The organism is Lamprobacter sp., from assembly GCF_034860625.1.
GTDB lineage: Bacteria > Pseudomonadota > Gammaproteobacteria > Chromatiales > Chromatiaceae > Lamprobacter.
On the sequence record NZ_JAYESN010000017.1, the window covers coordinates 1 to 17996 of the forward strand.

Consider the following 17996-nt stretch of genomic DNA (forward strand, 5'->3'; position numbering starts at 1 on the left):
CTGGTCGCCTTCCAGACCGAGCCGCTGCGGCTGGGCGCCGATGGGCGCGCCGAGGCCAGCTTCGATCTGCCCGACTTCAATGGCCAGGTGCGGCTGATGGCCATGGCCTGGTCCGCTACCGGCATCGGCCAGGCCGCTGCCGATGTGCTGGTGCGTGATCCGATCGTCATCAGCGCCGCGATGCCGCGCTTCCTCGCGCCTGGTGACCGTTCGCGCATCCTGCTCGAGCTGGCCCATGTCGAGGGTCCGGCAGGGCCGATCGAGGTCTCGCTGACCAGCAATGGCCATGCCTTGCGGGTCGAGAACGACGGCACGCCGATGCTGCTCGAGATCCCCGAGCAGGGTCGTGCTCAACTCAGCTTTGCGCTCGAGGCCCGTCGCGAAGCCCCGGCCCCGAGCGACAACGAGCTCCTGATCCGCCTGGTCACCTCCACCGGCGAAGAGCTGACGAAACAGCTGCTGTTCGGCGTTCGTAACCTCGAGCCCGCGGTGGCGCGCACTCAGTCCATCGCGCTTGAGCCCGGGGCGCCACCATTGCAGTTCCAGACCCTCTTGTCCGCGGACAGCGGCCTGCTGCCCGGCAGCGCCTCCTGGTCGTTGTCGATCAGCGGTGCCGGCGCACTCGATGTGGCCGGCCTGCTCTGGACGCTGGACCAATATCCGTTCGGCTGCGTCGAACAGCTGACCAGCCGCGCACTGCCGCTGCTCTACCTGGATCAGATCGCCTCCAGCGCTGGCCTCACCGCAGACGGCGCTGCGCTCCAATCTGCGCTTAGACCTGATGCCGATGCCAGCGCTAGCCTGCCTACTGACGCCGACGGTGCCAGCGCCAGCGCTAGCTTGCCTACTGACGCAGGCGATGCCGATGCCAGCGCTAGCCTGCCTGCTGACACCGGCGATGCCGGTGTGCCCGCCCGTATCCGAAAAGCGATTGCCGAGATCCTCGCCCATCAGTCCTCGACCGGAGGTTTCGGGCTCTGGCAGCCGGGCCCGGGCGACCTCTGGCTCGACGCCTATGTCACCGACTTCCTGACCCGTGCTCGCGAACAAGGGCATCAGGTCCAGTCCACAGCCTTCAACAACGCACTCGACAACCTGAGCAACCAGCTCAGCTATGCCTCGGACTTCAACGACGGCGGCGAAGGCATTGCCTACGCCCTCTATGTGCTGGCCCGCAACGCCCGCATTCCAGTCGGCGATCTGCGCTACTACCTCGAGACCAAGCTCGACGCCTTCGCCACACCCATGGCACGCGCCCAGCTCGGCGCCGCCCTCGCGCTCTTCGGCGAGACCGAGCGCTCAGCCACCGCACTCCGCTCAGCCCAGACGCTCTGGGAGCAGCAGCCCGCCAGCACGAGCTGGCGCGCCGATTTCGGCTCTCACCTGCGCGACGGCGCCGCCCTGCTCAGCCTCGCCGCCGAGGCCGGCGGCAACGCCATCGACATCAGCGCCCTCGGCAGCCAGCTCGAGCGCCTCTGGGCCGACACGGATTATCCCAGCACCCAAGACCAAGCCTGGATGCTCCTCGCTGCCCATGCCCTGATGGAAGGCGCCGCCAAGCCCCGCCTCAGTGTCAACGGCCGACCCCAGGATGGCGCCTTCTTTCGCCGTGGTCGGTTCACCGACCTGGGTTCTGAGCCCGCCCAGGCAACCGATGCGGAGGCCGACGCCGGACCCGCGCTGGCGATTGCCAACGCTGGCGATCGCCCGCTTACCGCGATGCTCAGCCGCACCGGTATCCCCGCAGTGCCAGCGCCGGCTGGCGGCAATGGCTACAGCATCGAGCGCAGCTACTATGACCTCGAGGGTCGCCGCGTCGATCCGGCTCAGTTGAGGCAAGGCGATCGACTCGTTGCCCTGATCACGGTCAGCGCCGACCAACGCCGCGCCGCCCGCCTCATCATCAACGATCCGCTGCCCGCTGGCCTCGAGATCGACAACCCGCATCTGCTGCGTTCTGGCTCCATCGAAGGCCTACCCTGGCTCAACCTGGTCACCGAGCCGGCCCATGTCGCCTTTGGCAGCGACCGCTTCGTCGCCGCTGTCGAACACCAGCGCAACGATCCCTCAAGCTTCCAACTTGCCTACATCCTCCGCGCCATCTCTCCCGGCACCTTCGTGCATCCAGCCGCCGAAGTCGACGCCATGTATCAGCCCAGCCTGAGGGCTCGCACCGGCTCCGGCACCATGATCATCGGGGGCCCCGAATGACCCGGACAGCCACTTGGGCGTCTTCCACACAGAGCAGCATCAGCGCCAGATCGAACACAACCCCATCGTGCTAAGCGTTGCCGATCGCTATCTCCTCACCGAGATCACCAAGATTTTCTCGGCCATCATTCTGACCCTGCTCATGGTGATGGTCAGTATTCTCCTGCTGGGCACCCTGGAGGACGTCAATCTTGGCGCGCTCAGCAATACTGGCGTGCTGCGCTACCTGGGTCTGCAGATCTTGCGCGACACGTCCAGCCTGCTGCCGCCGGCTTTTTTTATCGCCGCCCTAGTCACCCTCGGCCGGCTTGCTCGCGACAGCGAGCTCATCGCCTTCGGTGCTTGCGGTTTCGGCCCCATACGACTGTATCGAGCGTTTTTGTTGTTTGCGCTCCCACTGTCAGTGATCACCGGCTGGTTTGCCCTCTTTGGTCAACCTTATGCTTCACTGCAACTGCAGATCATCGAAAGCGCCAAGGGAGAGCCTTCCACGCAGGTCGCGGGCCTGCGCGCCGGGCGCTTCTATCAACAGGACGACGGCAACATCACCTTTTATGCCGCCAGCATCGATGACCAGAATCGCTTTCAGGGGGTCTTCATTCAGGATCGGCGCGCTGAACGGCCGCGCTTGGTCATCAGCGAGCGCGGTCTCTACCAGCGTGACGCCAGCAGCGGTGAGCAGCGCATCCTGCTCGAACAAGGGCGCCGTTATGATGGTATCCCAGGCACAGCCGACTACGACTTCGCCGAGTTTGATCGTTACACCTACTTTCTTGGGCCAGACCGCGAGCTCGATATCGAGCGCCGCCGACGCGCTGCTCGACCGACCCGTGAGCTGATCGGTTCGGATTCGTTGCTAGACCGGGCTGAGCTTGGCCATCGGCTCTCAGCGCCGGTTGCCATCTATGTGCTCGCGTTGATCGCGATTCCGCTCACCAGTCTTTCGCCAAGGCAACGCGGTACGGGTCGGATGCTGCTTGCCTTCCTAGCCTACTTCGCCTTCTTCAATCTTCAGCGTCTCGCCGAGAACTGGCTTGAGAGCGGGATCACGCCGGCCTGGATGGGGATGCTTTGGTACCAGGCCGCCATCTTACTCATGGTCTATCTCAGCCTGGCGCCCGGATCATTCTGGCTGCGGCAGCTGCGAGATCGGTTCTGGAACAGGTCTTGGATTTAGTCTGGGCAGTGCGCGCCACTGTTGCTTGGCAGTGCGGCATGCCGTTGCTTGCGGGTCGGTGACAGTTGGTAGCGGGCGATGCGCTCGCGCAGCGCTTGATCACTGAGCGGCCCCTGATCATTCAGGGTCGCCTGGTCGAGGTGCTGCGGCCGGTGTGCCGAGGTCAGTAAGTCAGGCCGGACAGGAGCGATAGAGCGCACCAGGGCGAGCAGCCCAGGGCCTGGTCCCCCCTGCAGCCGCACCTGTCGAGTGACCTCTTGAGTGGCGGTTTGACTGGCAGTCATGGGCGTATTTAGGCAGGCGCTTTGGTGGGCATCGCCTTGGTGGACACCAGCGATGCTGGTCGATGCCAGGACAACGCCAGCCATGGCAAGGATGCATTGGGCTCCGCGCAGGCGGTGGGTCGCGATCATGGATGAGAACACTAGGCATCTCCTGTTCCGGGTGGTTGATGGCGAGCCTTGGAGGTCGCTCGTTCGGAGTATTGTCGAGATAGGCATGAACAAAACTTGGTCGAGGGAAGCGTCGACACCATGTCCCCAAAGACCAGCGTGACTGTCGTCACAGCTTACTGAAGCCTGCTCCATCAAGTCGGAATGGTTGATTGAACAAGCTTTGAACTGAAGTTAGGCGTTAGTGATGCTGCTGTCAATGATGAAATTCTGTTTATATATAGACAAAACTTGTTCAAAGAGGGCTTGGCCTTGACAGAATCCGAACATCCATTGTCCGCTCAGACCTATCGGATCGGGGCCGTCGCGCGTCTGACGGGTATTCCACCCGATACCCTGCGTGTCTGGGAACGACGATACTCGGTCGTCGAGCCAATCCGATCAGCTGCAGGCACTCGCCTGTATTCGGCGGAAGACGTTGGCCGCTTAACACTGATCAAACGGTTAGTCGACAACGGTGATGCGATCAGTCATGTTGCGCCGCTTACGCTGCCGCAGCTTCATGAACGCTCGCGCGGGCTGAATCTGGCCCCAATCCCCGAGACTGATCTGCCGCCCTGCCGCGTGGCCGTGCTGGGGTCAACCTTACCTACCTTACTGGCCCGACAGCGCGAAAGCGGTGCCGCGTTCGGCGACGGTGTCGAGCTGGTCGGTAGTTTTGAAGACGAGCATCGCTTTCGCCATGCCGCTGGCGACTTAAAGATCGATCTGCTCGTGCTCGAGCGCCCAACCATCCAACTCGACCGGATCGCGCAGATCACTGAACTGCTAAGTGAATCCGGCGCCTCGCAAGGGCTCGTGGTCTATGGCTTTGCGCCGCGGGCGGCAGTCGAGCGACTCGAGGCCCAGCGTATCCTGGCTAAGCGCGCGCCGGTGGATGTCGCCGAGCTGGCACGTTGGTGTGCGGCCTTGCATGGCAGCGAGCAGTCGCCGTCGCCTGAGGTGTTGCTCGAGGGGGTGGATTTGGCCTCGCCAATCCCGCGCCGGCTCTACGACAACGCGAGCTTGGCCCGTATTGCGACCTCTTCCCCCACAGTCCGTTGCGAATGTCCCCATCATCTGGTGCAGCTGGTCTCGAGTCTGGTTGCATTCGAGCAGTACAGCCGCGAATGTGAGAACCGCAACGCTGAGGATGCCGCACTCCATGCCTTCCTGCATGCCGCGACGGCGCGTGCTCGCGCCACGATGGAGGCGGCACTGGCGCGGGTAGTCGAGGCTGAGGGGATCGATATCTGAGCGGGCCGCCTGCTGCTAAACTTCGCCTTCGCATGATTGGCTTGGCAGTTTTATCCTCATGATCTCGCTCCTCGACTACGGCGCCGGAAATGTGCGCAGCCTGCGCAACGCCATCGCAAAGCTCGGTTTCGAGCTGACCGATATCCGCCGGCCAGCCGACATCCTCGCCGCCGAATACCTGATCTTTCCAGGTGTTGGCGCCTTTGGCACGGCCATGCAGCGGCTCGATGCCCTTGGCTACCGCAAGCCGCTACAGGACTATCTGGCGGCGGATCGACCCTTTCTCGGCATCTGTTTAGGCTTGCAAAGTCTCTTCGAGGGCAGCGAGGAGTCGCCGGGCATCCCAGGGCTGGGGCTGATCCCGGGGCGGGTCCGTCGTTTCCCAGAGAGCCGCCTCGCGGTGCCGCACATGGGCTGGAACGGACTGCGGCTGCAGCGCGACAGCGCCTTGCTCGCGGGTTTGGAGCAGCAGCGCTTTTACTTCGTGCATTCCTACCAGGCTGAAGCCAATGCGGAGAATGCAAGCTGGGTGTTGGCCGAGACCGACTATGGCGGGACCTTCGTCAGCGCGGTACAGCGTGGACGAGTCGCGGCGATGCAATTCCATCCAGAAAAGAGCGGCCAGGCCGGGCTTGAGGTGCTGGGGCGGTTCCTGCGTGGCGCACTCGATCAACCGCTGCGGTTAGACTCGCGCGCGGCGCCGCGCGATCAAGACACCGCGGCGCCTACTCAGCTCGCGAAGCGGGTCATTGCCTGTCTGGATGTGCGCAGCAACGATGCCGGCGATCTCGTCGTCACCAAGGGCGATCAGTACGATGTCCGCGAGTCCGGTGGCGAGGTGCGCAATCTTGGCAAGCCGGTCGAGCTTGCTCGTCGCTACTATGAGGAGGGCGCCGATGAGATCACCTTTCTCAACATCACGGCGTTTCGCGACTTTCCGCTCTCGGATCAGCCGATGCTCGAGGTGCTGCGACGGACCTCCGAGAACGTCTTTGTGCCCTTGACCATCGGCGGCGGTATCCGAGCCTTCACGGACGCCGAAGGGCACAGCTACACGGCGCTCGATGTGGCGGGGGAGTACTTCCGCTCCGGCGCGGATAAGATCTCGATCGGTTCGGATGCGGTGGATACGGTCGAGGCCGTGCGGGCATCAGGGGGAGGCGACGGCAGCAGTGCGATCGAGCAGATTGCTCAGCAGTACGGTAATCAGGCCGTGGTGATCTCGGTTGATCCACGGCGGGTCTATGTGCAGTCGCCGGACGAGACCGAGCGCAAGGTGATCGAGACCACGGCTCCAGGTCCGAACGGCGAGCGTTACTGTTGGTTCCAGTGCACCGTCAAGGGCGGTCGCGAAGGCCGAGAGGTCGATGCGATCGAGCTCGCGCAGGTGTGCGAGCAGCTCGGCGCTGGCGAGATCCTGCTCAACTCAATCGACCGCGATGGCACCGGGAGCGGGTTCGACTTGGAGCTGATCGATGCGGTGCGCTCCGCAGTGAGCATCCCGGTGATCGCCTCGAGTGGCGCCGGTCAGCCCGCGCACTTCTCGGAGGTCTTCGAGCGCACCGAGGCTGAGGCGGCACTCGCGGCGGGGATCTTCCATCGCCGCGAGGTGCCGATCGCAGCGGTCAAGGCGCAGCTGCGAGCCAATGGCATCCCGGTCAGGCACTAGGGGCGTGCGCAGTCGTCAGGCTCAGGGCCTGGACTGTTCGCGGGTCTCGGCGTTGCGCTTCGTTCACTGGCCTTGGTCTGCCGACTGGGCTGTACTTTGGTTAGCCTGTTGCCTGATGCTACTGCTCGCCGGCTGCGCGATTCCGGCGGGTGATCGACAGCCGCTGCCAAAGGGGATTGATGCCGACGAGCTCCTGAGCGAGATCGCCGCCTGTCATCTGCTGCGTGTCGTGCAAAACGCGGATCGCTCCGCGACCGATGCGGTGGTGATTGCTGCGCTCGATCGCTATGGATTCGAGGTCGAGCAGATGATCGAACGGGCTAACTACCTGGCCCGGATCGCGGCGGCTCGGCCCTCGCAGCGCGATGAGATGATTGAGCTTGCCCGCGGTGCCTGTGACCACTTGGCTAGTCTGACTGGGACCTCCTCCGGGTTGGTGCGTTTCGATGATCAAGGTGCTGTTGATCGAACCTGGCTCCTGGTCGATGGTGAGATCAACGATGGCTTCGCGGACAAGGTCATCGCGCGGCTGCGTGCCGAGCGGGCCGTTGGCTTGGTCATCAACAGCCCAGGCGGCTCGCTCTATGAGGCGCGGCGGCTTGGACGCTGGCTGCGCGAGAACGGCCTGCCGGTCGGCGTCAATGAGCTCTGTACCTCGGCCTGTGTGGATGTGTTAGCCGGTGGCGTCGAGCGCTATGTGACCGCCGATGTGCGCCTGGGCATCCATCAGAGCAAGGTGCCGGCGCATCTCAGCAGTCATGAGGGTGGTCAGCTGTCGGTGGTCAGTGCAGCACTCTATCTGCGTGAGATGGGGATCGATGACAGCATCGCGCTGGCGGCGGCCGCCGTGCCAAACAACAAGATGTATTGGATCTCGCTTAGTGAAGCCCTGGAGACTGGGCTGGCGACCAAGGTCGTTCCCGGCTTCTAACCCCGATGCGCGTCAGTCGATCGGCTCCTCCAGCGAGTCATCGGGCTCGAGCAAGGTCTGAAAATGCTCCACCGCGTCGGCGACGGCATCGGTCTTGAAGCGGGCGATATGAAACAGCGCCTCGCCCTCGGTGATCAGCGGCAGATTCATGCGGCCGATGACGATACCAGCGGCGGGCGCGGTCACCGGTTCCTCGCCATTGCCGAAAGGATCGGCGACGGTCGCCAGTTGTTCGCCTTTCTCGACCCAGGCGCCGAGCGGACGGGCAAAGCGCAACATGCCGCTGGTGTGGGCACGCGCCCAGATGCTGGAGCGAGCAATCATCGGCGGGTGCGCTGAGCCTGGACGGCGGGCGCTGTCGCGGATCATCCCCAGCTCGCGCATTACGCCGAGGACGCCGCGCACGCCAGCGCGGATCGACAACTCATCAAAGCGCAACGCCTCGCCGGCCTCATAGAGCAGCACCGGCACATCAAGCGCGGCAGCGGCGGCGCGCAGTGAGCCATCGCGCAGATCGGCGTCGAGGATGACCGGCGCGCCAAAGGCTCTTGCCAGGTCCGAGACGCCGATCTCGTCAACCTGCGCGCGGATCTGCGGCAGGTTTTCGCGATGCGCGGCGCCGGTGTGCAGATCGATGCCGAGATCGCTGTCGATGACAATCTCGTTCATCAGCGTCGCCGCGAGTCGGCCGGCGAGCGATCCGCTCTCGGAGCCGGGGAAGCTGCGGTTCAGATCACGCCGATCCGGCAGGTATCGGGAATGGCGCACGAAGCCGTAGACATTGACCACCGGCACCGCCAGCAGGGTGCCGCGCAGCGAGCGCAATGCGGTGCTGGTCAAGAGCCGGCGGATGATGGCGATGCCATTGATCTCGTCGCCATGCACGGCCGCGGTGACGAACAGCCGTGGGCCTGGGCGCCGGCCGTGCAGCACATGCACCGGCAGCACCACCGGGTTCTGGGTGAACAGGATCGGCAGCGGCAGGTCGACGCGCGCGCGCTCACCGGCGCGCACTAGCTGCCCGCCGATGCGGATGCCGCTTTGGCTACGACTAGCCCTTGCCACGCGTGCGGGTCTTGCCGGCAACGGCATCCTTCTCGATAAAGGCGATCATCTGACCGGCGATGTCCTTGCCGGTGGCGGACTCGATGCCTTCGAGACCCGGCGATGAGTTGACTTCCATCACCACCGGGCCGTGATTGGAGCGCAGGATGTCGACGCCAGCGACGTTCAGGCCCATGATTCTTGCCGCACGCACCGCCGTCGAGCGCTCCTCTGGCGTGATACGGATCAGGTCGGCGCTACCACCGCGATGGAGATTGGAGCGGAACTCGCCGGGCTTGGCTTGGCGGCGCATGGCGGCGACGACCTTCTCGCCGATGATGAAGCAGCGGATGTCGGCGCCCTTGGCCTCGCGGATGTACTCCTGCACTAGGATGTTGGCCTTGAGGCCGAGAAAAGCCTCGATCACGCTCTCGGCGGCCTGGCGCGTCTCGGCCAGCACGACGCCGATACCCTGTGTACCTTCTAAGAGCTTGATGACTAGCGGGGCGCCGCCGACCATCTTGATCAGATCTTCGATATCGTCAGGGGTATGGGCGAAGCCGGTGATCGGCAGGCCGATGCCGCGACGCGAGAGCAGCTGTAACGAGCGCAGCTTATCGCGCGCGCGACTGATCGCGACCGATTCGTTCAAGGGGTAGACATTCATCATCTCGAACTGGCGCAGCACGGCGGTGCCGTAGAAGGTCACCGAGGCGCCAATGCGCGGGATTACCGCGTCGAAGCCGGTGAGCGTTTCGCCCTTGTAGTGGATCGAGGGCGCATGCGAGGTGATGTTCATATAGCAGCGCAGCACGTCGATGACGCGCGCCTCATGGCCTCGCTCGCGCGCCGCCTCGGCGAGTCGACGCGTCGAGTACAGTTTCGGATTGCGCGACAGGATGGCGATCTTCATCTCATCTCCATGGTGGATCGAGGGTCTGGCGGCCGAGCCCTGTCGTACTGGCCAGCGCTCGACAGTGTTTTAGACGAGGCATCTGTATGATGTGGGAGCAGACACGCAAGGGCGACTCGGGTGCGATGGCGACATCGCATTGGCATGGGCTCTTGTGCATCCGCCAAGGCTTGCTCTGGGTTGTCAGCGCTGCGGGTTTCCGCTGCGCAGGGTTTCGATCAACAGGAGCACGACGCCGATACTGATCGCGCTATCGGCAACATTAAAGGCAGGCCAAGGATTGAACAAGTTTAGTGGGATCAGTGGCAGGTAGACCTGGATGAAGTCCACCACATGGCCAAAGGCAACGCGATCGATCAGATTGCCAACGGCACCCCCGATGATCAAGGCCAAACCGGCGGCCAGCAAACGCTCGCCGCGCGACAGCCGCGTCAGCCAGATGGCGAGCGCCAGGGTGACCAGCAGCGCGAAGCCAGCGAATAGCCAGCGTTGCCAGCCACCGGCGTCAGCGAGGAAGCTGAATGCCGCGCCGCGATTGAACATGAGGGTTAGATTGAGGTTGGGCAGCACCTCGAGCACTTGATAGGGGCTGAGGGTGCCCAGGACCAGCCATTTCGTCGCTTGGTCCAAGAGGATGACGACAAGGGAGAGCCAGAGCCAGTGTTTCATCGGGGGCAAGTGGATTTTTGACGAAGGGTCCCGGTGCAGGGGCCAAGAAGTAGGAAGCGACAGGACAGGATATGAACATCGAGGCCTGAAACGGTTAGGAAGCTAAGATTTTTGCTTGGTCTTAGCCTCGATTGCGGCCCGAAGTCTATTCCTTCCGAGCGGCCTAAATGCGAGATCTTTGCGAGGCCGACTGGGATATCGGACTAGGATGTTGGACTAGCAGATCGGACTAGACAATATCAGAACTTGGGGGATTGGCCCGCATAACCCCGTCTTTATCGTTTCTCGTCCCTTGGTGCTGGGGCGAGCGCTGTAGCGCCTGATATGGGCTTGAGCCATGGCGCGACGCGCCCGCAATTAAGGGGTCAGCCCCGATGGGTGTGGAGAGCGCGGAAGCGCGTTGCCTTCAGAGGGCCATCCGCCCTGCCTCATCCTGCAGAAGATCGGCGAATCGCTTCACCAGTTTTGGCCGTTCCAGCAACATGCGCAGCGTGCGCTTGCGTGAGCTCTTGACGAGGGCAGAGGGGTCAAAATAAGCCTTCGCGTTGTGCACCGAGAGCACGAAGGGCGGCTTTCCTGCATGCGCGAGTATCCAACTCATCACCAGCGCTCCGGTGCGGTGATTACCCTCCATAAAGAGCTGTGGTTGGCTCAGAATGTGAATGTAGGCACTGGCTGCCCGGCGTTTTACTGGGGTCCCGTTCAGGCCCTTGACCCAGTTCACGAACGACTCGACCCCACCGTCGGTCTTAGCGTAGAAGTGCTGCCGCGTCGCTTTGATCTGCGAGGCGCAGTCCGCGCGCAGCGCGACATCATGACCACAGAGCACGCGGATATTGAGCTCCAGCAATAACGGCGAATTGCCGAGAGCGAACAGGTCTACCCCATCGGCAATGTAGGCATCGATCAACTGGTAGCCGAGCAACAACCGATCAAGCACCTCATCGCTGAGGGGGTCTCGAGGCGTATCGAGCGTCGCGTTGATGCGCCCAAAATCCGATTGTACTGCCCGCAGCGAGGCCTCGATGGCATCTAGGTTCAGCCGTTTCGCCTTTGGCATGGATCGTCCATTCTCCTAGGACTAGCAGAACTGGCAGGTCTTGCGGCACAGCAGACAAGCGAGCCTGCGTCAACTGAACTCGCCGGACACGTATTCCTTGGTCAACTGCGCCTGTGGATCTTCGAACACTTGCCGGGTGTCGCCCATCTCGACCAGATAGCCGGTTCGGCCGCCTTGAGAGATGTCCACCGAGAAGAAGGCCGTGGTATCGGCGACACGGGTCGCCTGCTGCATGTTATGCGTGACCAATGCCAGCGAGTAGTTCTCCTTGAGCTCGAGCATCAGTTCCTCCACTTGGCGCGTCGCAATCGGATCAAGGGCTGAGCAGGGCTCGTCCATCAAGAGTACGTCCGGTTCGGTCGCCACCGCGCGGGCGATGCACAGGCGCTGTTGCTGCCCCCCGGAGAGCGAGAGCCCGCTGTTCTTGAGCTTGTCTTTCACCTCGGTCCAGAGCGCGGCGCTGCGCAGGGCCTTTTCGACTCGCTCGCCCATATCGCCCTTGAAGCGATTCAGGCGCAGGCCGAAGGCGACGTTATCGTAGATGCTCATCGAGAACGGGTTCGGTTGCTGGAACACCATGCCGATGTAGCGCCGCACCAATACGGGATCGATCGATTTGTCGTAGATATCCTGACCGTGATAGGTGACGCTGCCTTCAAAGCGGAACACTGGAATCAAGTCATTCATCCGGTTCAGGCTGCGCAAAACGGTGCTCTTGCCGCAGCCTGATGGACCAATAAATCCTGTGATCTTGTTCTTCTCGATCGGCACGATGCTGTTGCGTACGGCCAGGAAGTCGCCATAGAAGATCTTCTCTAGGCGGCAGTCCATGACCGTATTTTGGGGATCGACCGACCAGGCAGCAGCTGGGCTGGTGACGGCGTCTGCAGTCGCGTTCATCTCTGAATGACCTCGTTGAGCGGAATCAGTACTTCTGGCGACCGAGCACGCGGGCCAGGATGTTAAACACCAAAATGATCATGACCAGCACCAGTGAGGCGGTCCAGGCCAGCTCGATCTGGTTGTCGTAGGGCATGCCCGAGAAGTTGTAGATGAGGATCGAGAGTGACGAGGTGGGCTCGCCTAAGCCCTCCCAACCGTTGATGTAGTAGGTGCTGAACAGGGCCGTGAAGAGCAAGGGTGCCGACTCGCCGGCTGCTCCAGCCACCGCCAACAGCACCCCGGTGATCACGCCCGGGATGCCGGTCGGCAGGGTGACCTTGCTAATCACTTGCGCACGGGTGCAGCCCATGCCGTAGGCGGCGTCCTTCATCCTCTGCGGTACCTGCTTCAGGGCCTCCTCGGCGGTCAGGATCACCGTCGGTAGCATCAGCACCGCCAACGCAATTCCACCGGCCCAGGCCGAATAGCTCTTCATCGCCACCACCAGGGTGGCGTAAACGAAGACGCCGGCAAGGATCGACGGGAAGCCAGTGAGCACCTTGGCCAGAAAGCGCGAGGTATGCGCCAGCTTGCTGTGCGGATCGATCTCAGCCAGATAGATGGCGGCCAGAATGCCGATCGGGATACTGATGGCCGCGCCGATGCCGACCATGACTGCGGTGCCAACGATCGCCGGACCGATACCGCCGCCAAATTCAAAAGCCGATGGCGGGAGTTCGGTCAGGGTCTCCCAATTGATGCGCGCGCCACCCTTGGCGATCAACATGAAGAGCACCGAGAATAGCGGCAAGGCCGCCAGAACGGCGAGTAGCCAGGTGATGAAGGTGTAGATACGGCTCTTTAGGCCACGGCCCTCGAGCATCGAGCCCTTGAGCTGCGGCATGGTCGCCAGATCCTGCTCTAGGATGGCCTCACTGATGTTGCCTGTCATGGCCTATCTCCCCTCGAACTTACGCGTAGCAGCCTTCATGATCCAGAGGCCGAGGATGTTCACCAACAGGGTGATGCCGAGCAACGCCAGCGCTGCGTACATCAACGCCTGGACCTCGATCGGCCCGGCTTCCGGGAAGCTGGAGGCCAGCAGTGACGCCAAGGTATTGGCCGGAGCAAACAGCGAGAGGCTGATCTGATTGGAGTTGCCGATGAGCATGGCCAGCGCCATGGTCTCGCCAAGGGCGCGCCCAAAGCCAAGCACCAGCGCGGCGAGAATGCCGCTTGATGCGCTCGGCAGCATCACTTTTAGGATCGCTTCCCAACGTGTAGTACCCATGCCATAGGCTGCCTCCTTGACCTTGTAAGGCACCCGCCTAAAGGCATCGACCGAGATCGCCGCCACTGTTGGCAGGATCATCACCGCGAGTACCAAGGCTGCGGGCGCCATACCCGGACCACTCAGCGAGGTGCCGAAGAGGGGGAACCAGCCGAGGCTGTCATGAAGCCAGTTGGCTCCAGGCCGGATCAGCGGAATCAGCACATAGATGCCCCAGAGGCCATACACCACCGATGGGATCGCGGCCAGCATCTCGACGATGGTGCGGAAGACGCTCGAGAGGCGGGGGGCAAGAAAGTCTTGGGTCAGGAAGATGGCAATCGCCACGCCCAGGATGCCGCCAAGGCACAGGGCGAGCAGCGAGCTGTAAAGCGTCCCCCAGATCTCGGGCAGGATGCCGAATTGCTTCGCCTGAACATCCCAGGTAGTGCTGTAGAGAAATGCCGGGCCAAACTCGAGCATTGCCGGGAAGGCCTGTCGACCCAGTTCAACGATGATGTAGGCCGTCAGCAACAGGATGACCGCAGCGGCACCCCAAACCACACCTCGAAGCAGTTTGTCGGTCCCATAGTCAACGGCGGACGGTGGCCCGCTAACCTTGGTGACCACATGAGCGAAAGGATTGGAAGCCATAGCCAATGTGCCGTTCTTAAGGATCGCCGATGGTGGCGATGTGTCATAAGGAAGAAAGCGGATGAACTGCAGTACCCAGCAGCTAGCGTCGAGCGCAGGTGCATGACGCGTTGCTACCCGAGATGATGAAGCGCCTGCCTCAGAATCGGTGACGCTAGTGCTGGGTCGGAGGAGCCTGAAGGCTTAGGATGCTATGGCTTCTCGCTGCCGACTAGCTTCATGGCCTCTTCAACCTTGGCCTTGACGTTCTCCGGCAGGGGGATAAAGCCCATCTTGGTCGCGTCTTGTTGGCCTTCGTTGAGACCATATTCGATGAACTTGCGCAGCACCTCGGCCTTTTCCTCATCCTGATGCTGGTACATCAGCATCCAGGTAAAGGTCGCGATAGGGTAGGCTTGCTCAGCCCCAGGATCATCAACCCAAACGCGCAGGTCTGGCGTACCCGGATAACCCGGCAGATCAGTGGCTGGGAACTCAGCGCTGGCGAGTGCGGCCTTGCCGCTGTCTTTGCCTGGCTTGACGAAGTTGCCGGCCTTGTTCTCTAGGGTCGCCATCGGCTGACGGGTGGCCTCAGCATAGCCGTACTCGATGTAGCCGATCGCCCCTGGGGTCTGCTTGATCATCGCCGTTACACCATCGTTCTTGGGTGCGCCCACGAAGCTCTTCGGCCAGTTCACGCTCTTGCCTTGACCAACCTCGTTCTTGAACTCATCGCTGATCGCGGCGAGGTGCCCGGTGAACACATAGGTGGTGCCTGAAGAATCGGAGCGGCGTACCACGGTGATCTTGTCGTCTGGGAGCTTGACACCGGGGTTAGCCGCAGCAATGCGTTCGTCTGACCAGGCGTCGAGTTTGCCCAAAAAGATGTCGATAAAAACGTCGCGCGGTAGCTTCAGTTCGGGGTCTCCTGGGAGGTTGTAGGAGAGCACCACCTCACCTGCCGTCATCGGTAGGAGAACAACGCCCTTATCGGTGGGAACCTTGCTGATCTCCTCGTCATTCATGGCCGCATCGCTCGCCGCGAAATCGACGGTCTCCTCAATGAAGGCGCGAATGCCCGCGCCGCTGCCCACGGCCTGGTACTGGACACGCATGCCCTTGTTCTGACGGCTAAAGTCCTTTGCCCACTTGGCATAGAGTGGGAACGGGAAACTTGCACCAGAGCCATTAACGCTGGTGTTAGCGCTAAGTGCGGGCGAAAAGGCAAGCATCGAGAGACAGCCAGCCAGTGCAATGGTTCGTAGAACATGCTGAAGCGTCATGAATGACTCCTAAAGACAAATGACCCAAAACTGGGGATTGAAGCATGACGGTCATAAAGCTCGGCTCTGCGCCGAGATTCCGTGCCACTCCAGTTTGCCTGTATGGAGTCTTCCTATGATGAATTTTTTGTGACGTCATCGCTAAAGGTTGACGGGCATCGCTCAGGCTAGGCCGCGAACAGCTGACAGTCTGTGTCCAAAATGCACAAGAACAGGCTGCAGCATCCAAAGCCATCATGATTCGGTCATGATTTCGTCATCCGGAGAAACGACTTCAGTCGGTAGACTAGAAAAATCTGCAGAGATCTGACTGTATTCCGGAGATATCCATGCATCGATCCACCCCATTGGCAACCTTTAGTCTGTCGGTCATTGTCAGTCTCTCTATCATGCTAGGCGGGTGCGAAGCCGAGCAGAGCGTGACAGCGACTGAGCCGGCTCAACCTGTGCCAGACAATACCATCCTGGCTGCAGGCTCTTCATTTGCCGCGCCAATCTTCAATCAATGGTTTAGTGTCTACGGCGCCGAGCATACCGCACTCAGTCTTAGCTATGACTCGATCGGCAGCGGTGCCGGTATTGAGCGTTTTCTCGCTGGCAGCGCTGATATTGGGACCACCGATGCACCCTTAAATGCCGATGAGGTTGAGCAGGCCGAGGGTGAATTTGTCCAATTACCCGTAACCGGGGGCATGATCGCCATCGCCTACAACCTGCCAGACTATCCGGGCCCGCTGAATCTGCCGCGCGATGTTTACACCGAAATCTTCCTCGGCCAGGCCTTCCGTTGGGATGATCCCCGGATTGCCGCCGCCAATCCTGGCATGAAGCTGCCGCCTCGGCTGATCCAGGTTGTCGGGCGCCGTGACTCTAGCGGTACGACCTTTGCCTTCACGCATCACTTGGCCGCGATCAGTGACGACTGGGCAAACGGCCCTGGCGTCGGCAAGCGCATCGACTGGCCGGGAGGCGCCATGGAGGCCACGGGTAACGAAGGTGTTGCGCAGCGGATCAAGATCACCCAAGGCTCGATCGGTTATGTCGAGGCTGGGTTTGCCCAGCGCCTTGGGCTGTCGATCGCCTGGCTGGAAAACGAGGCTGGCGGTTTCGTACTACCCAGTGTCGAGACTGGGCGCCGTGGATTGGCCGACGGCACCGATACGCCGCCCAGTGATCTGACGCGCACCATCCCCGATCCAAAGGGCGCGCGCTCCTACCCGATTGTCACCTACACATGGGCACTGGCAAGCACAGCTTACGACACCCAAAGCAAAACCGCAGAGGTGAAAGCTCTCCTGCGCTGGATACTAACCGATGGTCAGCAAGACGCCGAGGCGCTTGGCTATGTACCGCTGCCCGAGAACATGGTCCAAGCGGCGCTCAATGTTCTGGAAGATCGCGTGGGTGGTCCTAAAAAGAGCCTGTTAACCGCAGATGACGCAGATTAAAGCAGAGAGCTCAAGATGGGATCTCTCGTGCGAAAGCAACCCCGAGCTGCCAAAAGGGATATCCTGATCACATTGGCAACTCGGTCTCGGGTTTTCCGAAAAGGCGATAGTCGGCAAACGCGTTAGTCGGAAAAGATCTCATCGAAGAAGCTCTGCATCCGCTGCCAAGAGCGCGCATCGGCCTGCGGATCATGCTGCAGGTTCTCGAGGCCATAGTCGCCGGCGTTGGGATTGGTGAAGCCGTGGCGCGCGCCGCCATAGATGTCCATCTCCCAATTGGCGCCGGCCTCTTCGAGCTTGTCTTGGAAGTTGCTGACAACCTCTGGTGCGACAAAGCTATCGGCCTGACCGTGCAGGATCAGGATTTCGGGCTTGATCTTGCCAATACTCTCTTCAGGAGCGGCGGGAAACGAGCCGTGAAAGCTGACGATGCCCGCGAGATCGGCGCCGCCGTAAGCCATTTGTAGGACGGTGCCACCGCCGAAGCAGTAGCCGATCGCGGCCATCTGGTCTGCATCGACATCTGCGGCGGCCTTCAATTGCGCCAGTCCGGCATTAGCGCGCTGGCGCCAGAGCTCGGGATCGACGGTCACTTCTTGCATCCACTCCTGGGCCTGTGCCGGCTGATCGGTGACTTGATCCTTGCCGTACATATCGGCTGCGAAGGCAATGTAGCCCAACTCGGCGAGCATGCGTGCGCGTTGCTTGGCGTAATCGTTGAGTCCCCACCACTCATGGATCACCAGGATGCCAGGGCGATTGCCCTCGATCGCGTCGTCCCAATACAGATGCCCGGTGAGCGGCACCCCCTCGTCTTCATAGCGGATAGGCTTTGATTGAATCTCAGCTTGGGCGGTGCCGGCGACGAGGCAAGCTGCCAAGACCAGCGCAGAGGAGAACGCAGGGGTGTCGGCAAGCGTACAGGCAGGGGTGCAGGCAGGGTTAGGCAGGCTTAGCTTAGGCATCGAAATGTCCTCGGTAGTGATGGCGCGGAAGGCTTGCGAACTGAATCATCAAGAACAGAGTCGTTAAGAACATAGAGGTAACGGGTATCTGCCGACAAGTCTTTGAGTCCTTGCCTGCTGAGTTTTGGGCTCCTTGGGGCAACACTGAAATGG

16 protein-coding genes are annotated in these 17996 nt (G+C 61.7%); 6 read left to right on the plus strand and 10 right to left on the minus strand.

Translation table 11 applies throughout. From position 1 onward, the window contains the following. On the plus strand, positions 1-2211 hold a 2211-nt coding region (locus VBE63_RS06425), incomplete at its 5' end, for an alpha-2-macroglobulin family protein (RefSeq protein WP_323682179.1). A 13-nt stretch (positions 2212-2224) separates the two neighbouring features. Beyond that, positions 2225-3388, plus strand: coding sequence for an LPS export ABC transporter permease LptF (lptF, locus tag VBE63_RS06430; protein ID WP_323682180.1), 1164 nt, complete (start codon positions 2225-2227; stop codon positions 3386-3388). On the opposite strand, the gene VBE63_RS06435 is transcribed toward lptF, so the two are convergent. Beyond that, a complete protein-coding gene (locus tag VBE63_RS06435) occupies positions 3385-3813 on the minus strand; it encodes a hypothetical protein (RefSeq protein ID WP_323682181.1) in 429 nt (142 codons plus the stop codon). The genes lptF and VBE63_RS06435 overlap by 4 nt on opposite strands. Before the next feature lie 279 nt (positions 3814-4092). Here VBE63_RS06435 and VBE63_RS06440 point away from each other — a divergent pair, with 279 nt between their 5' ends. The 3 genes from VBE63_RS06440 to VBE63_RS06450 are packed head-to-tail and all read left to right on the plus strand — an operon-like array spanning position 4093 to position 7676. Next, positions 4093-5076, plus strand: coding sequence for a MerR family transcriptional regulator (locus VBE63_RS06440; protein ID WP_323682182.1), 984 nt, complete (start codon positions 4093-4095; stop codon positions 5074-5076). A gap of 58 nt (positions 5077-5134) precedes the next feature. Next, positions 5135-6745: an imidazole glycerol phosphate synthase subunit HisF gene (hisF, locus tag VBE63_RS06445; protein ID WP_323682183.1), complete on the plus strand. Its 1611-nt coding sequence runs from the start codon at positions 5135-5137 to the stop codon at positions 6743-6745. A 4-nt stretch (positions 6746-6749) separates the two neighbouring features. Continuing rightward, positions 6750-7676 (plus strand): hypothetical protein, encoded by a 927-nt coding sequence (locus tag VBE63_RS06450; protein WP_323682184.1) that lies wholly within the window; start codon positions 6750-6752, stop codon positions 7674-7676. A 12-nt stretch (positions 7677-7688) separates the two neighbouring features. On the opposite strand, the gene VBE63_RS06455 is transcribed toward VBE63_RS06450, so the two are convergent. From VBE63_RS06455 to pstS (VBE63_RS06490), 8 genes are all read right to left on the minus strand, one after another. After that, on the minus strand, positions 7689-8741 hold the full coding sequence (locus tag VBE63_RS06455; protein ID WP_323682185.1) for a succinylglutamate desuccinylase/aspartoacylase family protein: 1053 nt from the start codon (positions 8739-8741) through the stop codon (positions 7689-7691). Further along, positions 8728-9633 (minus strand): 30S ribosomal protein S6--L-glutamate ligase, encoded by a 906-nt coding sequence (gene rimK / locus VBE63_RS06460; RefSeq protein WP_323682186.1) that lies wholly within the window; start codon positions 9631-9633, stop codon positions 8728-8730. The genes VBE63_RS06455 and rimK overlap by 14 nt, the downstream gene beginning before the upstream one ends. A gap of 183 nt (positions 9634-9816) precedes the next feature. Next, positions 9817-10302, minus strand: a complete 486-nt coding sequence (gene lspA / locus VBE63_RS06465; protein WP_323682187.1) for a signal peptidase II — start codon at positions 10300-10302, stop codon at positions 9817-9819. 406 nt (positions 10303-10708) lie between these two features. After that, positions 10709-11362, minus strand: coding sequence for a hypothetical protein (locus VBE63_RS06470; RefSeq protein WP_323682188.1), 654 nt, complete (start codon positions 11360-11362; stop codon positions 10709-10711). Between the two features lie 69 nt (positions 11363-11431). Then, a complete protein-coding gene (gene pstB / locus VBE63_RS06475; protein WP_323682189.1) occupies positions 11432-12262 on the minus strand; it encodes a phosphate ABC transporter ATP-binding protein PstB in 831 nt (276 codons plus the stop codon). Between the two features lie 25 nt (positions 12263-12287). Then, positions 12288-13196, minus strand: a complete 909-nt coding sequence (gene pstA / locus VBE63_RS06480) for a phosphate ABC transporter permease PstA (RefSeq protein WP_323682190.1) — start codon at positions 13194-13196, stop codon at positions 12288-12290. Positions 13197-13199: 3 nt separating this feature from the next. After that, positions 13200-14168, minus strand: coding sequence for a phosphate ABC transporter permease subunit PstC (gene pstC / locus VBE63_RS06485; protein WP_323682191.1), 969 nt, complete (start codon positions 14166-14168; stop codon positions 13200-13202). Between the two features lie 191 nt (positions 14169-14359). Beyond that, positions 14360-15430, minus strand: coding sequence for a phosphate ABC transporter substrate-binding protein PstS (gene pstS, locus VBE63_RS06490; protein WP_323682192.1), 1071 nt, complete (start codon positions 15428-15430; stop codon positions 14360-14362). A gap of 329 nt (positions 15431-15759) precedes the next feature. Between pstS (VBE63_RS06490) and pstS (VBE63_RS06495) the strand changes: the two genes are divergently transcribed. Then, positions 15760-16878, plus strand: coding sequence for a phosphate ABC transporter substrate-binding protein PstS (pstS, locus tag VBE63_RS06495; protein WP_323682193.1), 1119 nt, complete (start codon positions 15760-15762; stop codon positions 16876-16878). Between the two features lie 122 nt (positions 16879-17000). Here the strand turns inward: pstS (VBE63_RS06495) and VBE63_RS06500 are convergent, their stop codons facing one another. Beyond that, entirely contained in the window at positions 17001-17843 is an 843-nt protein-coding gene (locus VBE63_RS06500; RefSeq protein WP_323682194.1) for a dienelactone hydrolase family protein, read from the minus strand. Between the last annotated feature and the right edge of the window lie 153 nt (positions 17844-17996).

Bases quoted from the DNA above. Each gene is read 5' to 3' on its own strand.
- hisF (WP_323682183.1), top strand. From the start codon at position 5,135: ATGATCTCGCTCCTCGACTACGGCGCCGGAAATGTGCGCAGCCTGCGC.
- rimK (WP_323682186.1), bottom strand. From the start codon at position 9,633: ATGAAGATCGCCATCCTGTCGCGCAATCCGAAACTGTACTCGACGCGT.
- lspA (WP_323682187.1), bottom strand. From the start codon at position 10,302: ATGAAACACTGGCTCTGGCTCTCCCTTGTCGTCATCCTCTTGGACCAA.
- VBE63_RS06470 (WP_323682188.1), bottom strand. From the start codon at position 11,362: ATGCCAAAGGCGAAACGGCTGAACCTAGATGCCATCGAGGCCTCGCTG.
- pstB (WP_323682189.1), bottom strand. From the start codon at position 12,262: ATGAACGCGACTGCAGACGCCGTCACCAGCCCAGCTGCTGCCTGGTCG.
- pstA (WP_323682190.1), bottom strand. From the start codon at position 13,196: ATGACAGGCAACATCAGTGAGGCCATCCTAGAGCAGGATCTGGCGACC.
- pstC (WP_323682191.1), bottom strand. From the start codon at position 14,168: ATGGCTTCCAATCCTTTCGCTCATGTGGTCACCAAGGTTAGCGGGCCA.
- pstS (WP_323682192.1), bottom strand. From the start codon at position 15,430: ATGACGCTTCAGCATGTTCTACGAACCATTGCACTGGCTGGCTGTCTC.
- pstS (WP_323682193.1), top strand. From the start codon at position 15,760: ATGCATCGATCCACCCCATTGGCAACCTTTAGTCTGTCGGTCATTGTC.
- VBE63_RS06500 (WP_323682194.1), bottom strand. From the start codon at position 17,843: ATGCCTAAGCTAAGCCTGCCTAACCCTGCCTGCACCCCTGCCTGTACG.